13 protein-coding genes, 1 tRNA gene and 1 other RNA gene are annotated in these 20,640 nt (G+C 31.6%); 12 read left to right on the plus strand and 3 right to left on the minus strand.

Annotated elements, in window-relative coordinates:
• The first annotated feature begins 157 nt into the window (after positions 1 to 157).
• From MRU_RS04140 to MRU_RS04155, 5 genes are all read left to right on the plus strand, one after another.
• Positions 158 to 1,309, plus strand: coding sequence for a cation diffusion facilitator family transporter (locus MRU_RS04140; RefSeq protein ID WP_012955623.1), 1,152 nt, complete (start codon positions 158 to 160; stop codon positions 1,307 to 1,309).
• Between the two features lie 347 nt (positions 1,310 to 1,656).
• Positions 1,657 to 2,571, plus strand: coding sequence for a 2-phosphoglycerate kinase (locus MRU_RS04145; RefSeq protein WP_012955624.1), 915 nt, complete (start codon positions 1,657 to 1,659; stop codon positions 2,569 to 2,571).
• Positions 2,555 to 2,953 (plus strand): CBS domain-containing protein, encoded by a 399-nt coding sequence (locus MRU_RS04150; protein WP_048812414.1) that lies wholly within the window; start codon positions 2,555 to 2,557, stop codon positions 2,951 to 2,953. The genes MRU_RS04145 and MRU_RS04150 overlap by 17 nt, the downstream gene beginning before the upstream one ends.
• Before the next feature lie 280 nt (positions 2,954 to 3,233).
• An RNA gene (gene ffs / locus MRU_RS11305) (signal recognition particle sRNA) lies at positions 3,234 to 3,547 on the plus strand.
• Between the two features lie 140 nt (positions 3,548 to 3,687).
• Positions 3,688 to 3,771 (plus strand) — tRNA-Ser (locus MRU_RS04155).
• A 256-nt stretch (positions 3,772 to 4,027) separates the two neighbouring features.
• On the opposite strand, the gene MRU_RS04160 is transcribed toward MRU_RS04155, so the two are convergent.
• Positions 4,028 to 6,046: a transglutaminase domain-containing protein gene (locus MRU_RS04160; RefSeq protein ID WP_048812415.1), complete on the minus strand. Its 2,019-nt coding sequence runs from the start codon at positions 6,044 to 6,046 to the stop codon at positions 4,028 to 4,030.
• Between the two features lie 530 nt (positions 6,047 to 6,576).
• Between MRU_RS04160 and MRU_RS04165 the strand changes: the two genes are divergently transcribed.
• The 6 genes from MRU_RS04165 (at position 6,577) to fwdF (ending at position 16,607) form a co-directional block, all read left to right on the plus strand.
• The gene (locus MRU_RS04165) at positions 6,577 to 8,250 is read left to right on the plus strand and encodes a radical SAM protein (protein ID WP_012955627.1); all 1,674 of its coding nucleotides are present in this window, start codon (positions 6,577 to 6,579) and stop codon (positions 8,248 to 8,250) included.
• Positions 8,251 to 8,649: 399 nt separating this feature from the next.
• Positions 8,650 to 9,765 carry a pyridoxal phosphate-dependent aminotransferase gene (locus MRU_RS04170; protein ID WP_012955628.1) on the plus strand — a complete coding sequence of 372 codons (1,116 nt, stop codon included), beginning with the start codon at positions 8,650 to 8,652 and terminating at the stop codon, positions 9,763 to 9,765.
• A gap of 299 nt (positions 9,766 to 10,064) precedes the next feature.
• Positions 10,065 to 10,979, plus strand: coding sequence for a cation diffusion facilitator family transporter (locus tag MRU_RS04175; protein ID WP_012955629.1), 915 nt, complete (start codon positions 10,065 to 10,067; stop codon positions 10,977 to 10,979).
• A gap of 1,005 nt (positions 10,980 to 11,984) precedes the next feature.
• Positions 11,985 to 14,291 carry a transglutaminase domain-containing protein gene (locus tag MRU_RS04180; protein ID WP_048812416.1) on the plus strand — a complete coding sequence of 769 codons (2,307 nt, stop codon included), beginning with the start codon at positions 11,985 to 11,987 and terminating at the stop codon, positions 14,289 to 14,291.
• 506 nt (positions 14,292 to 14,797) lie between these two features.
• Complete coding sequence (locus MRU_RS04185) at positions 14,798 to 15,250, plus strand: phosphopantetheine adenylyltransferase (protein WP_012955631.1); 453 nt, start codon at positions 14,798 to 14,800, stop codon at positions 15,248 to 15,250.
• Positions 15,251 to 15,632: 382 nt separating this feature from the next.
• On the plus strand, positions 15,633 to 16,607 hold the full coding sequence (fwdF, locus tag MRU_RS04190; protein WP_012955632.1) for a tungsten-dependent formylmethanofuran dehydrogenase subunit FwdF: 975 nt from the start codon (positions 15,633 to 15,635) through the stop codon (positions 16,605 to 16,607).
• 541 nt (positions 16,608 to 17,148) lie between these two features.
• Here the strand turns inward: fwdF and MRU_RS04195 are convergent.
• Both MRU_RS04195 and MRU_RS04200 read right to left on the minus strand, forming a co-directional pair.
• Positions 17,149 to 17,442, minus strand: a complete 294-nt coding sequence (locus tag MRU_RS04195) for a class III signal peptide-containing protein (protein WP_048812417.1) — start codon at positions 17,440 to 17,442, stop codon at positions 17,149 to 17,151.
• Entirely contained in the window at positions 17,432 to 17,668 is a 237-nt protein-coding gene (locus tag MRU_RS04200; protein ID WP_012955634.1) for a class III signal peptide-containing protein, read from the minus strand. The genes MRU_RS04195 and MRU_RS04200 overlap by 11 nt, the downstream gene beginning before the upstream one ends.
• A gap of 763 nt (positions 17,669 to 18,431) precedes the next feature.
• On the opposite strand from MRU_RS04200, the gene MRU_RS11185 reads away from it, so the two are divergent.
• Positions 18,432 to 20,525 carry a hypothetical protein gene (locus MRU_RS11185; RefSeq protein ID WP_012955635.1) on the plus strand — a complete coding sequence of 698 codons (2,094 nt, stop codon included), beginning with the start codon at positions 18,432 to 18,434 and terminating at the stop codon, positions 20,523 to 20,525.
• Positions 20,526 to 20,640 lie beyond the last annotated feature (115 nt).

Genomic DNA, 20,640 nt, shown 5'->3' on the forward strand with positions numbered 1-20,640 from the left:
TTATTCTTCTCTATTCTGCTTTTTTTAATACAATTGTCTTAATATAAATGCTTAATTTAGTTATTTAGTAAAACTTATTTATTTTTTATATTAAGTTTATATCTATTTTTAAATTAAAATAGATTAATTTATATGGTTTAAAATTAAATTTAAAATTATGTCCTATCAAGAAAATAATGCATCTGACAAGTCTCTTCAAGATAAAGATATGAAAGCGAAGCAGCGCCAAGATAGAATTGTTAAGACAAGCATAATAGGTATTGTTGTAAATCTAATACTTGTTGCCTTCAAGGCCACAATCGGAATTCTTGTAAATTCCATTGCAATCACTTTGGATGCAGTAAACAATCTAACTGATGCCTTATCCTCCATAATAACTATTATTGGAGCTAAGCTTGCAGGCAGGGCTCCAGATAAGGAGCATCCTTACGGATACGGCCGTATTGAATATTTTGCATCTGTAATTATTGCAGCTATCGTTCTTTGGGCGGGAATCACTGCATTGATGGAATCATGGCCAAAGATCTTTAATCCTGATGTTACAAGCTATACTACAGTTTCATTAGTCATCGTTGCAGTGGCAGTTGCTGTAAAATTCATATTGGGGCGCTACGTTAAGAATGTTGGAGAGGAAATCAATTCACAGGCATTGGTTGCATCTGGAAGCGATGCGTTCTTTGATGCCATATTGTCATTTTCCACTTTGATTGCAGCTTTAGTCTCCATATTCTTCCATATTTCTCTAGAAGGGATCTTGGGAGTGATCATTTCCATTGTAATCATTAAGGCAAGTATAGATATGCTAAAGGAAACTGTTGACAGCATGATTGGAGAAAGAGTGGATTCAAAGCTTAGTCGCGATATAAAGGAGGCAATTTGTGAATTTCCTCAAGTCTATGGAGCATATGGCTTGAGCCTGCATAACTATGGTCCAGATAGCATGGAGGGTTCTGTTCATATTGAAGTGGATGACAGCCTAACAGCTTTAGAGATACATAATCTAACTCGCTTGATTTCAATGAAAATATTTAATGAGTTTTCCATAATATTGACAGTAGGAATCTATGCTAGAAATGACGATTTTAAGGATATTAGAAATGACCTTTATGAAATCACCTCCAAATATGATGAGGTCATAGAAATACATGGATTTTTAGCCTATCCTGAAGAGAAGCTGATAACCTTTGACATAATTGTGGATTTTGATGCTGACCGTGAGGAAGTTAAAGATAAGATTTTAGATGAAATCAAGTCATTGCATCCTGATTTTACTTATTGCATGATAGATGATTATGATTTGAGTGATTAACTTATATATCTTCTCTTTTTTTTAATTTTATCTTATTTTTATAACTTTAAGACAATCTTTTTATTATCATAAAATCTTGCTTTAAGGCAATCTTTTTATAGTTAAAAAATCTGGCTTTAGACAATCTTTTTATTATCCTAAAATCTTGCTTTAAGGCAATCTTTTTATAGTTAAAAAAATCAAATATAAAACTTTATAAAATGTTAAATTTAAATATTAATAATAGTTAATATACTATATTAATTAATATTTTAAAAGCTATTTTTTATATTAAATCCCTATTTGGGTTTTATTTTAATAAAAAATATTTTTTAAGAGCTTTTTTAAAAAATCTAAGAGGTGAAAATATGATTATCGTTCGCGGTTCTGTAAACAGAAAAGAGTACACCAGCCGTTTTTCAAAGGGCATTCTCTCTCGATCACTTATTCGTTCTGAATTAAGCCCAGATAAGGCATATGAATTTGCCTCTAGAATCGAAGAGGATTTGAAAAACAAGGGAGTCACTGAAATAACTACAGATGAGATTGCTGATATTGTAGTTAAGCTCCTTGATGAGGAGGAAGAAAAATCAGTCTCTGAAAGATATCTCAATTGGAGAAAGGTCCGTGAAGCTAAAGATCCTCTAATCATATTGATTGGAGGAGCATCTGGAGTTGGAACATCTTCAATGGCTTTTGAAATATCCAACAGATTGGGTATTAAGACCATGATAAGCACAGACATGATTCGCGAAGTCATGCGAAAGATTGTATCTGAAGACTTGAGCCCTGTAATTCATGAATCCTCATTTTTAGCCTATAGATCTATGAAAGTAGCTCCTCCGCCAGAGTTTGACTTTGTATTGGCTGGTTTTAAAGACCAGGTTGCAACTGTAAGCGTCGGTGTGGAGGCTGTTATCGAAAGGGCATTAAAGGAAGGAATAAGTATTATTATAGAGGGAGTGCATATAGTTCCGGGATTTATTCGAAAGGAATTGATGGAAAAGGATAATATTGTCATGTTTACATTGACCTTAAGCGATGAGGAGATGCATAAGAACAGATTCTACTCTCGTTGCGGAGACATTTGGAATAACAGGCCTCTTGAAAAGTATATGGGTAACTTTGAGGCAATCAGAAAGACAAATGCCTATCTGGAAGATCAGGCAAGAAAGGAAGGCACTCCTATAATTGACAATATTGATGTAATAACAACTGTTGACTTTATAATTGAAACATTGACTGAAACATATGGAGGAATGAAACATGTTAGAAAAGACTAAAGTAAAGGATCTGATGAGCAAGGATGTTCTTACAGTGGAATTGGATGAAGCTACTGTATTTGCATTTGAGAAACTGATGAAGCATAAGATAAGCGCAATGCCTGTTGTCGATGAAGACGGCAAGATGGTAGGAATTGTAACTGCAACCGACTTAGGACATAACTTGATTTTAGACAAGTATCAATATGGTACTAAGGTAAAGGATGTTATGGTAACTGATGTTGCATACGTTTCATCTGACTGCACAATTAAGGAAGCCATTTCTGTAATGTTTGAAAAGGCTCCTGGAGACAGCATCATCAATCAATTGCCTGTCTTGGACAATGGCGAGCTTGTTGGAATCATATCCGATGGGGACATAATTAAAATCCTTAAGGAATAATTATAGTTTTAGTCAACTATAGTTATTCTTGTTCTATTTTTTAATCCACTAATTTTTATTTCCTTTTGTTTGTTTTAATTCATTATGCTTTTTTTTTAATTTTATTATTCTTTTGGTTTGTTTTAATTCATTATGCTTTTTTTTAATTTTTATTATTCTTTTGGTTTGTTTTAATTCATTATACTGATTAACCGCCTTAAAATTCTTAAGTTTAATATAATCAAAAGTTTGGAAATCTAATTTTGTGGCATAAGTTTATATAAGAGTAAATAGATATTATATAGTGGCTAGACTGGAGGGTTAGGAGTCCTCTGTAAGCACAAATCTCCTATGGTGTGGTCGAAATTTAGGAGGCGGCTTTTGGATTTAATTAAGGCCTAAAAGGCTGATATAGAAGCTTCGTCCTGCAGGATCAATGGTGATAGAAGGATTACTGGAGGGTAATTCTTAACTGTCTTTATTGTGGGAACGTGTCAGGCCTGGAAAGGAGCAGCTCTACCATTTACAGCTGATGCTTGTAGAACCGCGAGGTGGAGTTAGTCTTTTAGATAACCTTGATTGATGAAAATTGTCCACTCCTTTATGTGCCGTTTGAATTATTTTTCTAACTGCTTTTTTAAGGAATTTATAAAAAAATTAGAGAATATTGCAGTAAAAAGAAAAAGTATATATACTAAGTTTTAACATAATAATTAATAATTGCATTTTATGTGATTACTATTTTTCATTTGTATGTCGGGATGGCCCAGCCTGGTACGGCGTCGGACTGCTAATCCGATGATCAATAGATCGCCGGGGTTCAAATCCCCGTCCCGGCGCTTTTTCAATTTTCTTATCTATTTTTGTAAATTTATTATCAATTTATTATTCTTTCACGTTTTATTAAATTTTAAGCTATTTTTAACTATTGAAAGACTATGATTTTAATTGTTTGATTTTAAAAAAAAGAAAAAAGTGATTTTAATTAATTTTCCTAAAAATAAATATTTGTATTAAATAGTAATTATCTTTTAGAGATTTAATTAATTAAAATCAAATAAAGAACTTATTTTATAAAAAGAATGTCAATAACGATTAGAAACTAATTGAACTGTATTTTCCAACTAATTTATAGCTATTCACATTCCAATTCTTTACAACACCAAATTTATTTCTATTGCTTGTCGCATCAGCTACAACCCATGTATTGCCAACCAATACTTGAGCCCAAACATGCCCTGAAACATATCCTGAAGAGAATTTACAGTTGTTTGCATTAACATATCTTGCAGGAAGTCCTGCTGCTCTGGATAATGCAACAATCAGGTGTGCATGATCAACACAGTTTCCTCCTCTGGTTTGCAGTGTTTTTAATGCACCTTTTTTAGTGTTTCTGTACTTTTCGTATCCGATATTGTCACGAACCCAATTGAAAATCTTTTCTCCTTTCTTATAATCGCTTTTAAGTTTAGAGGTAAGAGTATTTGCTAAAGTTTTAATTGCTTTGTTGGTTACTTGACAATTCTTACCAACAGCCAAATACTTTTTTAGAGATTCTCCAAGATATTTATCGTTTAATACAGAAGTACTCAGATATTTGCTATTTGAAGAACTTTTTGCAGTAGTGCTTGTGTTGTTTTTAGCACTTGTGTTGGTTTTGCTACTGCTTGTATTTACCTTCTTTGCACTGCTTGTGTTGTTTTTAGTGCTAGTAGTGTTAGTTTTCTTTGCACTGCTTGTGTTGTTTTTAGTGCTAGTAGTGTTAGTTTTCTTTGCACTGCTTGTGTTGTTTTTAGTGCTAGTAGTGTTAGTTTTCTTTGTACTGTTTGTATCTATCTTTTTTGTGCTTGTAGTGTTGGTTTTCTTTGTGCTTGTAGTGTTGGTTTTTTTAGCACTTCCAGAATTAGTGTTCTTTCCACTATTTGTATTGTCTTTAGCACTGATTTTCACATTTACAGTTGAAGAACTGCTTATTTGAACATTTACCTTGCTAGAATTAACGGTAACTGTGTTCTTTTTAGTGCCGGTTGTAGACAGAACTTTGTTAGTGGGATTCAATTTATTTTCTATATTGTTTAAAATAGATTTTATTGAATCTAAAGTGCTTTCGACTAAGCTTTTGTTATTGTTAGTGCTAGTTGCAGTAGGATTGGTCTTTTTAGTACTGGTTGTGTTGGTTTTCTTAGCACTTGTACTGTTTGTCTTAGTACTGCTTGTGTTGGTTTTTTTAGTGCTGGTACTGTTTACCTTTTTACTGCTGTCAATCTTTTGCTTCATTTTGTTTAAATCTAAGTCATTTAACTTAATGGAGCTAGGTAATTTGCCGCTTTTGTTATATTGGTCTAAGCATTTGCTAAATACCAAAATCAATTGGTTACGTGGTATATTGCCTTTAGATGATGCAATCCAATTAGGAGCTCTATGATTCTTTTCAATGAAGCTAACTGTTTTCTTAGCTACTTGTACATATTCAGTTTTATTTATAGTTCCGTTAACTGATTTACAGTCAGTATTGCTGTAATTTGTGATTAGCTTATCTTTAATTTCCACTTTTGTTTTGGAAATATTGCTTACAGCCTTAGAAACCAAATACAAATATTCCGGAGATTTGTATTTCTTTTTGCTGATTGTAATTGGTTCCTGTAGCTTAGCGTTTTTCTCAACATAAGCCATATAACTGCTTGAGCTTTTTGCTAAAGTCTGAGTGTTTATGGTAGTTGTGTTTTGAGTGGCTTTCTTAGTGCTAGAACTATTTGCTGTTGTTTTTGTAGCGGTACTTTTAGTAGTATTGCTTTTTGTAGCATTTGTTTTAGTTGTGCTTTTGCTTGTGCTTTTAGTATTGCTTGCTTTTGCAGCGCCTGTCTGTTTAACATCATTGCTTTCAGCTTTTTTCATATCTGTTAACTTAACAGTATTGGTTGTTTTCTTATTGCTTAAAGCATTTGATTTCAGGGATTTTTGACTTGAATCTTTGTGTAAATCACAATTAATCATCTCATCACTGTCAAATCCATCATTAGCGTAGTTAATATTATCCAAACTTTGAGCACAAACGCTGTTTAAAGTAAAACAGATTAGTATCATCAAAGTTAGGAAAAGGATCTTTTTCCTCATTAATAACACCTCACTTTAATTCAAATTCTATTTTACTATTATTCCTCTATTAAAAAAATCTATCTAGATTAAAAATATAAGCGTAATAAAAATTATTTTAATGCTTTATTCTTAATTTAAAGATAGATAATCATTAATTAGTCTTTTAATATTTATAAAACTATTTGAGATGCGATTTTGTGCAAAATCACACTTTCTTAGTTGTGTTTTTTCATTTTTGTGTTATTTTTCTTTTTCATTTTTTCATTTTTATTTTAATTCACTTTTGTGTTATTTTTCTTTTTCATAAAATCATTTTTTCATTTTTATGCATTTGTTTTATTTCATTTTTTCACTTTTTCATCTTTTACAAAATTACACAAAAACATTTTTGTGTTTTTGTGCAAAATCACAAAAATGCAAAAGTGAAAAATGATTAATAAACTAAAATTTATTATATTTGTATTTACAAAATTTATATTGATTTTAAAAAAGACAATTCATTTCAAGTATTCACATATTTATTTTTAAAAAACTAAAGGACCAATAGCATGTTTTATGAAAAGAATTTAATCAAGAAAAATCCATTAAGAGTGGATATAAGGTTTGGATTAGTCTATCCAAATGTATATAAAACTGCTATGAGCTCTTTAGGCTATCAAATCCTTTATAATTATGTAAATCTTAGAGAAAACACATATTGTGAAAGAATAATCTATCCCTCCTATCGCAGTTTGGAAACCAACAGCCCCTTAGGGGATTTCAACATAGTATCATTTTCCCTTCAATATGAACAGGACTATTTCAATATTTTAGAAATTCTCCGTGATGCAAATATTCCTTTAAGGAGGGCTGATAGAACTTTAGAAGACCCATTAATAATTGCAGGCGGACCATGTGCCACTGCAAATCCGCTTCCATTGTCTGACTTTATAGACATTTTTGTTGTCGGTGAAGCGGAAGCTGTCTTAAACGATCTAATAGATAACTATAATGAAAATAAAGACAAATTTACAAATAAAAACGAATTCCTATCCACTTTTTTAGACATTAAGGGCCTATATATATCTGAATTCAATAACAAAACAGATATTGCCTTGCTTGATGAGATGTCTGATGCCTACCATATAACATGTCCTATAATTACCGAAACCGATGATAAGGACCTTATTCCAGTCTTTTCAAATTCAATTCTATTGAATGTATCCAGGGCCTGCACAAGAGGATGCAGATTCTGCATGTCCAGCTATCTCTATAGGCCACTTAGGGAAACAGATCTTCAACAGTTGTTTGATATAGCAGAAGAAGCCCGTCAAAACACAGGATTGAATAAGATATCCCTAATAGGTGCAGCGGTTTCAGACTATTCCAAGGTCAATGAGCTTACTGAAGGGTTGAAGGATATGGGATTTCAGGTCTCCACACCCTCAATGAGAATAGAATCAATCACAAGGGAAACATTGGTATCGCTTAGAGAAAGCGGCCTTAAGACCTTGACAATAGCTCCTGAATCCATCTACCACCTTAGAAAAAGAATCAATAAGGACATTTCAGATGATGATGTATTCAGAGTAATCAAAGACGCTGTGGATTTAGGTTTTAATCTTAAATTGTATTTTTTAATTGGTTTGCCCTATGAGGATGAAGACGACATTAAAGAACTTGCATGTCTGATGAAGCAGATTGATTCCATGAAGTATTTAATTGATTCAAATTTAAATGAATCCATTAAAAAGGAGGAAGTTTTAACTAAACATAAGTCAAAATCCTCTGGAAAAAAATCCAAGTCAAAGCAAAGGAAAAAGGCCAGGGTTTCAATAAAGTTCAGCGTCAATCCTGTTATACCAAAGCCTCACACTCCCCTTCAATGGGAAGGCTATGACATGAAGAGAATCAAGTCAAAGATAAAATATCTTAAGAAGAACTTAAAGGGATTGGACATTAAGTTTGACAGCGGAAAGATGGGATTGATTCAATATGTCCTATCCTGTGGGGATAGGGATATTGGAGATCTTTTAGAAGAGTCATTAAATAGAAAGATAAGCATTAAGGAGTGGAAGGAAAATGCTCCAAGCTATGAGATTGGGGATAACTTACCTTGGGATTGTATTAATGTAAGTGTGAGCAAGGAGTTTTTAGAGTCTGAGTATGAGAAGATGAAAAGCGGAGAGCAGACTCCATGGTGTGAGGATGGCTATTGTTACGGTTGTGGGGCTTGTAATTAGTTTCGAATGTTTTAATCCTTGTTTGAAGTGATCTTGATTAGTTTATCCAATTCTAATCCTTATTTAAAAATTATTTTTTTTTCATTATGGTGGTTAAAAAGATTAATTTTAATTTTATTAAAAAATATATATTTTTTCATTTTGATGGTTAAAAAGATTAATTTTAATTTTATTAAAAAATATATATTTTTTCATTTTGATGGTTAAAAAGATTAATTTTAATTTTATTAAAAAATATATATTATTAAGGACAATATTATAATAGTAATAATTTTTTATAAAAATTTATTATTTGTATTGTTTGTGTGATTTATTAAAAAAATGTTTGTTTATTTATAAAAACTGTTTTAAACTAATATTGTGTGATTATATTTTTAAAAAATAAATTGTGGTGTTAAAATGTTAAATCCGGCTAAGAGAGTTGAAGCAATAGAACTGTCTCAAATTAGAAAGATGTTTGAAGTGACCAATGAGAATGCAATCAATCTGGGAATCGGCGAACCTGATTTCAATGTTCCTGAAAATATTCGAGAGGCTATGAAGAAGTCAATCGATGATGGGTTCACCAAATACACTTCAAACAAGGGAATCATCGAGCTTAGAGAATCCATTGTTGAAAAGCTATCAAAGGACAATAATATCAAGACAGATTCTGAAAACATTATAGTGACTACCGGTGCAAGCGAGGCATTGTACTGCTGTGCACAGGCCCTATTTGAAAAGGGAGACAATGTATTGGTTCCAAACCCTGGATTTCTCTCCTATTACTCTGTTGTGAATCTGGCTGAAGCAAATATTGTTGAAGTCACAACTCCAATGGAAAATGAGTTTAAGATGAAGGTTGAGGATGTTCAGGAAAAATTGGATAAGAATACCAAGGCATTGATTATAAACTCTCCATCCAACCCTACCGGTGCGGTAATGGATAAGGAGGATGTCAAGGGAATTGCAGATTTGGCAACAGACCATGACTTCTATATCATTTCAGATGAGATCTATGAAAAGATAATCTTTGGAAGAAAGAACTATTCTCCTGCTGAATATTGTGACAATGTAATTACTCTTAACGGATTTTCAAAATCCTATGCAATGACTGGCCTTAGGATAGGATATATGGCAGCAAATGAGGAGATAACTGAAAATCTCCTTAAGGTTCATCAATATTGCGTTGCCAATGCAACTTCAATTGCTCAAATGGGAGCTCTTGAAGCTCTTACAGGTCCTCAAGACTCTGTAGAAATGATGGCTAATGAGTTTTCAAGACGAAGAGACTTGATAGTCTCCAGCTTGAATGATATGGGTTATCCTACTGTTAACTGTGAAGGGGCATTTTATGTCTTCCCTAAGGTGGAAAGGCCTATGGACTTTGTAAAGAAGGCAGCAGAGGCTGGAGTCATTTCAGTTCCAGGTGCACCATTCGGAAGCCTTGGAGAGAATCATGTGAGAATGTCTTATGCTAATTCCTATGAGAATATTGAAAAGGCAATGGACATCTTAAGAGATTTGGAGTATTAGAATGCTTTATTTCTCACGATTTCAAAAAGTTTATATGTTATAATTATAAAACTAATATTTTATAGTTTTAGAATAATTTTATTAGAATTTAATATTTTTATATTAAAGGCTATATTTTATTAATTTAAAAAATTAATAATCTTATATTTAGTTAATTGAGCACAATTAATATTTATTTAATTAATAAAACACAATTAAGCACGATTTAATTAATTAAGCGCAATAATATTTATTTAATTTATTAAGCACAATTAACAATTATTTAATTAAAAAAACAATAATCAACAATATTAGATAAAATGAATAGAGAAGAACGAGATAGAATAGGAACACGTGCATCTGCAGTTGCAATTATTGGAAACATCCTCCTTACTGTATTGAACATCTCAGTGGGACTGATGTCTGGAAGTTACGCTCTTATATCCGAAGGGGCTCATACAATTTCCGATATAGCAACATCTGTAATTGCATATGTTGGATTCAAGATAGGGAGCAGGCCTGCAGATAAGGAGCATCCATTAGGCCACGGAAGAGCAGAAGCAATCTCTGGCCTTATCATAGTTGTATTCTTATCAATAGTTGCCATTGAAGTTATTCAAGGAGCTTTCCATAAGCTCTTCTTTGGAGGGGCTTTGGAAGTGCCAGATCCTATAGCAGTGGTAATGGCCTTTGTAGGTATTTTGGTTAACCTCTTCATGAGCAGCTATATCATTCGCTTGGGGAAAAAGGCTAGAAGCCCTGCGATTGTAGCAGATGGAAAGCATCAGAGGGTTGATATATTTGCATCATTGGCAATATTCATTGGAATAATGGTTTCCCAATATGGCTATCCTATGCTAGACCCAATAATAGGTATTTTCATTGGGGCATTGATTGCTAGGACTGCAGTTATTGTAGCAATAGACAATCTAAACAATATTATGGGTAAATTGCCTTCAGATGAGTTAATCAAGGAAATAAGGGATGTTGCCAATTCAGTTACTGATGTATGCAGTGCCCATGATATTAAGGTGAATTATTTTGGCTCTTATGCAACCGTTGCCCTCCATGTGGAGCTTCCGCCTGATATGAGCTTGAGGGAGGCTCATAAAATCACCCATAGGGTTCAGGATAAGATACTGGAAAATGTGGATATGGTTCAGGCAGTGCATGTTCATCCTTGCCCTGAAGGGGTGCAGTATGATCATAGTCAATTATTGGATGAGGATTCTTAAATTTATAATTTAATGTTTTTTCATCTTCATTTATTTTTTAATTTAATTTTTTTATTTTTCTTCATTTATTTTTTTAATTTAATATTTTCATCATCTTCATCTATTTTTCTATTTGAATTTCATTAAAATTCCACTCTAATTTCAAGCTAGAATTCACCTAAAATTCAACCTCATTTCAAGTTAAAATCCAACTGAAATCTGACCCTAATTTCAAGTTAAAATCCAACTGAAATCTGACCCTAATTTCAAGTTAAAATTCCACTAAAATTATATCCATTTTTACCTAATTTCACCCCTAATTTTTTCACCAATTTTCAATTTTTTTAATAAAAATTATTCATTTTTTAAAAAACAATGTATTATTCTTTATTTTTTATAAAACTCAATAAAATTGACTTAAATTTAATTTAAAAACTATATTAATACATTTAAAAGATATTTTAGCTTAATTTTAACTGGTTTTTAAAATAATTTATTGTAACTAAAAATTTTTAAATTATTTACTTAAATTATTGTTCTATTTTTAGTTAAATAATGTAAATTTGTTATTATTTTATTTATTCATTTAATATTCTATTAAATTTTAATAAAATAACTAGTTTTAAATCTTTATTGGACTTAATATTGTATAATTGCCTTTTTTTAATTTTATTTCGATTCAACTGTTTATTTGTCTATTTAATCCCATTCTTTGTTCATTTATTCAATCGGAAAATTACTATTTTTTAGATTTGAAAATATAAAAATATTAAGGTTCAGATATCAAAATCAACAATTATAATCAATTATTTTTTAAAATTTTTATGGGAAATATTTATATGCTATTAATAATTAATTATATATTAACATTAAAAAAAAATTAATCCTTAAATGGATAAAATTTCAAAAATAAAGATTTTTTTAGTGTATTGAGGTGAAAAAATTTCGTTAGTTAAAAAAACATTTATCCTAGCAATATTCTGCATGCTATTTGTCATGATAGCGGGGGTATCTGCAAGTGATATAATGGATGCATCAGATAATCCAAATAATGATGATTCTATTAATCTAGTATCTCAAGAGTCTGGTAATGATCAAATATCTAATGAAGCCATTTCAGTTTCAAATAGTCTTAGTGCTAATGATGATTCTTATAGTCCGGAATCTGAAAAGATAAGCTCTAAAATAAAGACTTCAAATAATTTAAGTGCTTCAAACAGCACAAAAACCACTACTAAGGCCGCTGCGGCTAAAACTACTAAAACTGGCACTAGTCTACAACCATCTAGCACCAGTATATATTCAGGCCAATATCTTGTCATCACATTAAAGGACAAGAATTCCAAGGCTTTAAGTGGTCAGAAGGTTTTAATTAACATTTCCAAATTCAAAAACACATATACAAAAACTACAGATTCCAAAGGCCAGGTCAAATTGGCTGTAAATCCTGTTGGAAGCTTTAAGTTAGTTGTTTCATATGCTGGAAATGGAAATTATTCCTCTTCAAAGTATTCCGGAACCCTAAAGGTTTCAAAAAGTGATACAAGTCTAACGGTTGCAAGCACTTCCGTTACTATGACTACTCCCTTAGTTGTTACATTAAAGAATAAAAAGACCAATGAGGCCTTATCCGGCAAAAAGATAAAGTTCGTTATGGATAGAGTAAGCTATTCAAGAACTACCGATGCCAAGGGTCAGGCAAAACTTAAGGTCAATATGAAATATGTCTTTAATGTCACAGTTAAATTTGACGGAACAGGCAATCTTAAATCTTCTAAGGTGACCAAGACCATTAAGCCTACCAAGATTCCGGTAAGCTTTGTCTATTCAGCAAACTCTGTGAAATATGGCCATTCCATAACAGTCAGTTTAAAAAATAATTTAAACAACAAGACTCTCTCTGGCAAAAAGATTGTAGTCAAGACTAGCGACTCTAAAAAGTCAACAACAAAGACTACAAGTTCAAAAGGAACAATCAGCGTTCCTATCAATTCTGTCGGGGATGTCACTGTAAGCCTTTCATATGCTGGAGACAGCTCCTATAAGGCTGCATCAAGCAGCAAGAAGATCAAGGGACTTAAGGATTCAAGTAAAATCACTAGCTCCACTGGTACCATTCCTGTTGGAGACAGCTATACAGTGACTTTAAAGGATTCTTCAGGTAAGGCCTTATCCAATAAGAAGATTGTCTTCACTTTCGATGGAAAGTCATACACAAAGACAACCAACTCTAAAGGACAGGCCAGCTTGGCTATCTCTAAAGGTCCTGGAACATATTCTGTAAATGTGAGTTATGGAGGAGACAGTTATCATAGCGGAAGCAAGCTAAGCAAGAATGTCAAGACATCCAATTCAATGATTAGCATTGCCAATGTGATTAAGGCTGCAACTACCTTAAGGGCTCATGTTGACTATACAAACAGGTTTAACAAGTCCTATGTGGTAACCATCAATGGATTGAAGTATTCTCCTGATGAATTTGCATATATGATGTCTCAGGCTATAGTCAAGATTAACAATGGCCAAAAAAGCGGTTATGTGACCTTCAAGAACCTTACTGGAGATTATGATTCTAAAGGATCTTCCATAAACGGCAATTTGATGAAAAAGAATTACATCAGCCTAGCCAATACACTCATTAGCAGCGTAAATAAGAACAATAAGATACCTGCTAACATATCTACCAATTTAGGCAAGATCGAAGCAAACCTTTATATCTTCGGTTTGGCTAAGGCATTGCAGTTCTATGGAGAGGAAAAATACTTGCCTAAGTATTTGATTCTTAAAAACAGTTTCATAAAAGGCTCATCCTCAACTACTGTCACTCAAAAGGCAAAGATTCTAAATTGCAAGGAGGCATTCAATGCCACTGAATTTGAGAAATACCTTAAGACAGGAGGAAAGTCTGCCCTTAACTCAGCGATTGTCGCTAAGGCAAAATCCCTAACAAAAGGATTGACCAGCGATAAGGCTAAGGCAAATGCAATATTCAAGTATGTAAGGGATAAGGTTTCCTACAGCTACTATTCAGACAGTAAGAAAGGAGCCGCTAAGACATATAAGACAAAGTCTGGTAACTGCTGTGACAAGGCAAACCTAATTGTTGCAATGTGCAGGTCTGTTGGAGTATATGCAAGATACTCACATGCTCAGGGCTGTACCTTCTCAAGCGGATTGGTTGCAGGACATGTATGGGCTCAAACATATGATAGGGCTACACAGACTTGGTATACTGCTGATGCTACAAGCTCCAGAAACAGTTTGGGAAAAATAAACAATTGGAATACTAAGAAATATAGTCAAGCAAAGAATTATGTGCTTATTCCATTCTAGCAAACTTTTAGAAAAAGTTTGATCAAAATGTTTAGTTCGTCATTTAGAACTAATTATTTTGATTAACTTTTTATTTTTCCAATTCTTGATTTATAGAATTATATTATTTGAATTAAATTAGAATAATTTTATTATTCTATCAAAATTTCTTTTTTTAAATTTTTCGTATTTTTAATTTTAAGCTTTTTTTATACTTTTATCATTTTTATAGCAATTTTAAGCTTTTTTTATACTTTTATCATTTTTATAGCAATTTTTATGAGTTTTTAATTATTATAACTTTTTTATGTAATCTTAAGAATTTTAATTTCATCTTCAATTCTTCTGACTTTTTCTTGCAATCTAATAATTTTCAAATTTCTCACATTTCTGCCTATTTTTAATCTAATTTTTCATTAAATTTATATAATTTAAAAATAAACTTTAATTGTAGGTTAATAATTTAATCAAATAATCTTAAATACTAATTTTTTTATTAATATACTAAAACTAACTGATTGATAATTATGGCAAAGTATAAGAGAGTGGCAGTTGGCGGAACTTTTGACAAGTTTCATTATGGCCATAGAAAATTAATTTCCACTGCATTTGAAATTGGGGAAAGCGTAGAGATAGGAGTAACCTCAAATCTATTTGCAAGCAATAAAGGAGATGTAGACTCCTGCAACACCCGTATGGCTAATCTTAACGCTTTTTTAAGCAAGAGCCATGACAATTTCCATATATCCCGTTTGGATGATGCTTACGGGCCAACCATTTATGATGAAAACTTTGATGCCATAGTTGTTAGTGAAGAGACTGAGCCAAATGCAATAAAGATCAATGAAATCAGGGAATCTAAAGGCATGAAGCCATTAGATATTGTTGTGGTGAGCTTTGTTTTGGCAGATGATGGAATTCCTATTTCTTCTACACGTATCCGTCAAGGTAAGATTAATCAAAAGGGTGAATTGATTTAAATTAGTTTATATTAACCCTGTAGAAACCATAATCAAATTCTTGGCATTTTCTTTTTTCACGCTTCTCTTTTTTGATTTTTATTTTAAAATTCCTTTTTGAATTGCTTTTAACAGATTTTTAAACAAAATTAATAGTAATACATATTGTCATTTTTTTATTATTCGTTCTATTTAACATATTCTTTTTTTTATTAATTAAGTTAATTATATCATCTAACTTTAAAAAACAGTAATTTTGATAATCATAATTAGGAAAATATAAGATTTTTTCATAAATTTTAAGGTTGGCCTTAAAATTAAATCGTTATGTTTATATATGCATGTCGATAAAATAAGTATAATGATAATTAAAAATAATAATAACTATTAAGTTGTGATTGTTATGATTTTTATTCAAAGAGATGGTGCAGAATCTAGAAAATTATCTTATGATAATAAAGTATGTTTGGCATGTGGTATTTGTGCAGACACATGTCCAACAGATTCCCTAGCCATTGCTGATGTTTTGGCAATTGCTAGAGGTCAAGCTGAGGGAAATAATATTGTATTGGACCAGGATACTTGCGTATTATGTGGTTTATGTTCATTTGCATGTCCATTCGGTGCATTGGAATTTGATATAGGCGGACAAGATGCAAGTGAATTGCCAAACTATCCTAAATGGACTCATGAATCCTCAATCAGTCAGGATGACTGTGAATTCTGTGGAAGATGCTACACAGCATGTCCTCAAGATGCAATCCTATTCAAAAGAGAGTTGCCAGATAGAAATGCGCTTCTAAAGGGTGAAATCTCCATAAATGAAGATGACTGTATCTATTGTCAGGTATGTGCTGAAATCTGCCCTGCAGGAGCTATAAGTCTCACTGCATCTGACGGCAAGATATTAGACACAATCGAAGTGGATGAGGATAAATGTGTATATTGTGGAGTATGTAAGAGAGCATGTCCTCAAGAGGCAATTAAGACTGTATGTTCAACTTGCATGTACAGCGATGAGATTGAAAAGATCGCTATCACCGGTGACATATTCATTACAGAAGACTGCATTAACTGTGGATGGTGTAAGGAAATCTGTCCTGTTGACGCTGCAGAAGTCACTAAACCGTTTGATGGTGAAATCTCCGTCACTGAAGAGGACTGTGTCGCTTGCGGATCCTGTATAGACATTTGTTCATGTAATGCAGTAAGCCTTCAAGACAATGTTGCTGTATTCAATCAAGACTACTGTGTCTTATGTGGAGCATGTGCAAGACTCTGTCCACAAGAAAGAATTGCTATTAATAGAACAGATATGAAATTGACTAATATTAGCTCTGCTTCCTGGAAAGCTAATTTAGAAAAGCTACTTAATTAGATATTGAATTTTATATCTTTTTTATTATTTTTTTTATTTTTTATTTTTATAGTTTTATTAGTTTTATTAGTTTTAATAGTTTTATTTGTATAAAACTGTTTATTTAGTTTTTATTTTTTGATTTTAAAGATAGTTATATTATTTTTATTTCTCATAGTTTTTAAAAATCTAAATTTAATTATTAGTTATTTCTTTTGAGGGTTTTGAACTAACTAATAATTATTTTTAAATTGCATATTTTTAGATATCTTTTTTTACTAATTTTAACCTTATAAGAATTTTATATTCAGTTTAAGACTTAAAATGGCTTTTTATCTATAAGTGTGATGGGATTATTTATAATTTTATTGTCCTAAATTAATAATCGGTGCTTTTTAAGTAATTTTATTGTCCTTAATTAATAATCGATTTTTAAAATGTTTTGTTAATCTTTTTACTTATTTTTAAAATAAATTCAGCTTTTTTAAAATATTGGCTTATTTTATTTGAAAAAAATGAATATCCAATTTAATAATTGACTTATTTTATTCTAAAAATAAATTCAGACCTTATTTAAAAGAAATAACCTGGCCTTAGTCATTGTTTGATTAAACTGGCCGTTTATCTTAGAATTAACATTAAATACATAAGTTCCACAAATAATTGTAATTACTAAAATAGAACCAATCAATAAAATCAATTCAACGCTGGCTTGTCCAGTTTCTTCTTTTAAATCTTTAAACTCCTTAATCAGTGTTTCTTTCATTCTACAGTCATCTCTTGGTTTTCTAATATTAAAATATCCAACCAACAGTTTCATTCTAGCTATTGAACTTCCAAATTTCCTATAAGACATTGCTCATATTGTCTCTGATGGAGTTGATGTCCTGAGTCGCATTCAATCCGCTGGTGTTATTGCTGAAGTAGGATCTATAGATTAAAAGACCTGCTAAGGCAATTACAATAACTCCTCCGAATAGGAGAATATATTCTGCAGCTCCTTGGCCGGAAGTTTCATCCTTCAATTGGACAAAGTTCCTTTTGATTTGCTCAAAGACAGTTTCCCTTGGAAGTCGATTCATTCCATTTCCAGATTCAAATATTTCTATTTCATTAGCGCTCATGGCTTTGATTTGATTTTTCTTAATTTCATCTAAAATATTATCACCTCAAGGCTTTTGTGCTAATAGTTTTTTTGACATTATATTTAAACTATTAGTTTTTCAGCGTTTTTTCTAGTTTAAGAGGGTCAAAATTGTTTTGATTTCGCTATAATATTGATGTGAGTTCGTAAATTTCAGTCTAATTCTCCTATGTTTTTTATTGAGTCAAATCAATATTGATGTCAAGGTGTAAAAATAAGGTTTTTCCTTATAAGGTTTTCCTTTTTGAAATTCTAGTCATACAAAAACCTTAACCTAGATAAAAATATTGACAAATCAATGGCAAAAAATAATTTCAAATAATCTCAAGTTTTGATTTCAATAAAAATATATGTATTTTTATCTAAAATTTAATCATATATTTTAAATTTTATCCATTTTTTTATCAAGTCTATTTATTTAATTATTATTTAGATTTTTAAGATATTCATAGATATTTTCTAATTTTATTAGCATTTTAGCCCTTAAAAAAACATAATTATATAAATGATTAAATCTATAGTAAATATTAATAATAGATAACATGTTATTAATTTCTTTAATTAAGGATAATTTTAATTATTTTGTTATTTTCATTTCAAAAAATATCTTTAATTTGGATTTTTTACTTTTATCTTTTTGTTTAGACAAATTAATTTATTTTCATTGTTTGATATAGTCTCAAAAATTAGGTGGGTACATATTGTCTGATTCATTAGATTTATTTACAGGAGTTTTATTGACAGCCATTGGTTTAGTTCTTATTTATGGAAGTATAATCTACCGTCTAATCGATCTAGTTTTAATATTAGGTGTTTTAGTCACCCTATTCGGTTTATACAAATTGCTTCCAGCATTCTTTATGAGATTGCTAAGTTCAAGAAAATCAAGCTCAAGGAATAAGCTTTCAAAAGCCAATGTTTCTCAAGATTCTCTTTTAAAGGCAGGAATTGAAGAGATAAACAATTTCCTTGACGGCGAAGACAATAAGGAAAATTCAAAATCTGTCTTAAGAGCTCCAAGGGAAAGCTCTCTAGATGCTCCTAATCAAATGACCTTTGAAGAATATATGAGCAAGTCAAAAACAGATTATGCAACCAATTACTCACCTAAGGAAGTAAAGCCTATCTTTAAGGATAGAGACGTTGATGAATCCAAGCAGGTTCTTAGAACAAAGCCTGTCAAAGAGGAAAAGTCTAAATTCAAGCTTCCGTCATTTAAGAGAAACTCTTCCAAAAAGCCAAAATCAAGAAATTTCGCTTTCAGAAAGGATAAGGACACAGAGCGATCTCCAGACAAGCTCTACTTTACTCCAAATTATGAAAATCCAATGATGGTAAGCCCTAAACCTAAAAAGAAATCTGAAAATAAATTAAGGCTATCTGACTCTCCAAAGAGATCTAAAGAAATCTCTGAGGCATTGGCAAGTGTTGGCACTACAGAAACAGTCTATGACAATAATGCTTCAGATGACAGCTATAGCTATATGCCTAAGGAAATGGATGATGAATTAATCGTGCCTATTGATGAGATTGATTTGGATGGCCCTCAAGAGGCTCCTATATACACTCTTTCACAGTCTGAGAACACCCTTTATAATAATGTAATTTATGATGACGTCGATTCAGACTTCTATATTACTCCAATCCATGCAGAAAGCAATGAAGACAACTCTCCTGATGAAGAAGGGGATTATGGTGAAGGAGGAGACTTATATTTAGAAGTAGAACCTGAAGACACCTCTTATGGTAATGATCTTTACATTGAAACAGAGCCTGAAGATAATTATTACGGCAATGATCTTTACATTGAAACAGAGCCTGAAGATAACTATTATGATGATGAAGACATTTATATAGAATCATATGAAGAAGAGCAGTCATATGAAGATGATGATGGCTATATAACCGTTGAAGCAAGTGATGATGACTTGCCTATTCCAAGGCCAAAGGAGATTTCAACTCCTCAAAGTCTTCCAAGACCTACTTCAATTGCTTCTACAAATCCTATTTCTAAAAAGGAAGTTGGTTCAAACTTATCCAGACCTCATAAGAAGGTTTCCACACTTCCAAGGCCAAGCGTATCTTCTAATCTGCAAAGGCCTCATAAAAAGGCAGAATCTACTGATGCAGTTTCAGTGAAAGATGAATCTAAAGCTGCAGAAGCAAGTATTGCTAAACCTAAGCCTATAGCTAAACCTAAACCTGTAGCTAAACCTAAGCCTAAAGAGGCTCCTAAATCTGATGAGCTTATATCTAAAGAGGAATTGGATCAAATCATCCAAGATCCAAAGGATAATACAATTCAAATTGATCCAAACAATCCAGAATCCTTGCCTATTCCAAAGCTCTTAAACAGTTATGTCGTATGTGAAAAAGGAATATTGACCTCTCAGGAAGCCTTTGAAGAGGTTGCAAGTCATTCCAGTCAAGAGATTTTATTGGAAGCACCTACAATTAAGGATATGGGTGAAAGATTCCTCTCAAGCATTGCTGATATTAAAACAAGAATTATCGTTCAGGAATTTGATTTAGCTGACATTTCTTATGTTCTTCTATTAAGCTCTCTTATTAAAAAAGGAGTTGAAATAAAAACATTGCCTATGGTAAATTCATTTAACTTAATCGGCGATGATTCTCATGCTTTAATCATTTCCAATAGTATGGATGAAGATGACTTTGAATATGGTGCTGTATATACTGATAAGCCTTCCATTGATAATATTAAAGAGTTATTTGAATCCTCTTGGTCAATAGCAAATGATTTGGATATTGGCAATTTAAATGAAAGCGAATAAATCTTAAATTTGTTGTAGATTTGAATTAGCAATTTAAATCAAAGCGTAAAATTGAACTAATTTTAATTATTTTATAATTTTTATTATTTTAAAAGTCTTTTTTAAAGCAAATTTT

Source organism: Methanobrevibacter ruminantium M1 (assembly GCF_000024185.1).
Taxonomy (GTDB): domain Archaea; phylum Methanobacteriota; class Methanobacteria; order Methanobacteriales; family Methanobacteriaceae; genus Methanobrevibacter; species Methanobrevibacter ruminantium.

Bases quoted from the DNA above. Each gene is read 5' to 3' on its own strand.
- MRU_RS04160 (WP_048812415.1), bottom strand. From the start codon at position 6,046: ATGAGGAAAAAGATCCTTTTCCTAACTTTGATGATACTAATCTGTTTT.
- MRU_RS04180 (WP_048812416.1), top strand. From the start codon at position 11,985: ATGGATGCATCAGATAATCCAAATAATGATGATTCTATTAATCTAGTA.
- MRU_RS04170 (WP_012955628.1), top strand. From the start codon at position 8,650: ATGTTAAATCCGGCTAAGAGAGTTGAAGCAATAGAACTGTCTCAAATT.
- MRU_RS04195 (WP_048812417.1), bottom strand. From the start codon at position 17,442: ATGTCTTATAGGAAATTTGGAAGTTCAATAGCTAGAATGAAACTGTTG.
- MRU_RS04185 (WP_012955631.1), top strand. From the start codon at position 14,798: ATGGCAAAGTATAAGAGAGTGGCAGTTGGCGGAACTTTTGACAAGTTT.
- MRU_RS04150 (WP_048812414.1), top strand. From the start codon at position 2,555: ATGTTAGAAAAGACTAAAGTAAAGGATCTGATGAGCAAGGATGTTCTT.
- MRU_RS04140 (WP_012955623.1), top strand. From the start codon at position 158: ATGTCCTATCAAGAAAATAATGCATCTGACAAGTCTCTTCAAGATAAA.
- fwdF (WP_012955632.1), top strand. From the start codon at position 15,633: ATGATTTTTATTCAAAGAGATGGTGCAGAATCTAGAAAATTATCTTAT.
- MRU_RS04145 (WP_012955624.1), top strand. From the start codon at position 1,657: ATGATTATCGTTCGCGGTTCTGTAAACAGAAAAGAGTACACCAGCCGT.
- MRU_RS04175 (WP_012955629.1), top strand. From the start codon at position 10,065: ATGAATAGAGAAGAACGAGATAGAATAGGAACACGTGCATCTGCAGTT.
- MRU_RS04165 (WP_012955627.1), top strand. From the start codon at position 6,577: ATGTTTTATGAAAAGAATTTAATCAAGAAAAATCCATTAAGAGTGGAT.
- MRU_RS04200 (WP_012955634.1), bottom strand. From the start codon at position 17,668: ATGAATCGACTTCCAAGGGAAACTGTCTTTGAGCAAATCAAAAGGAAC.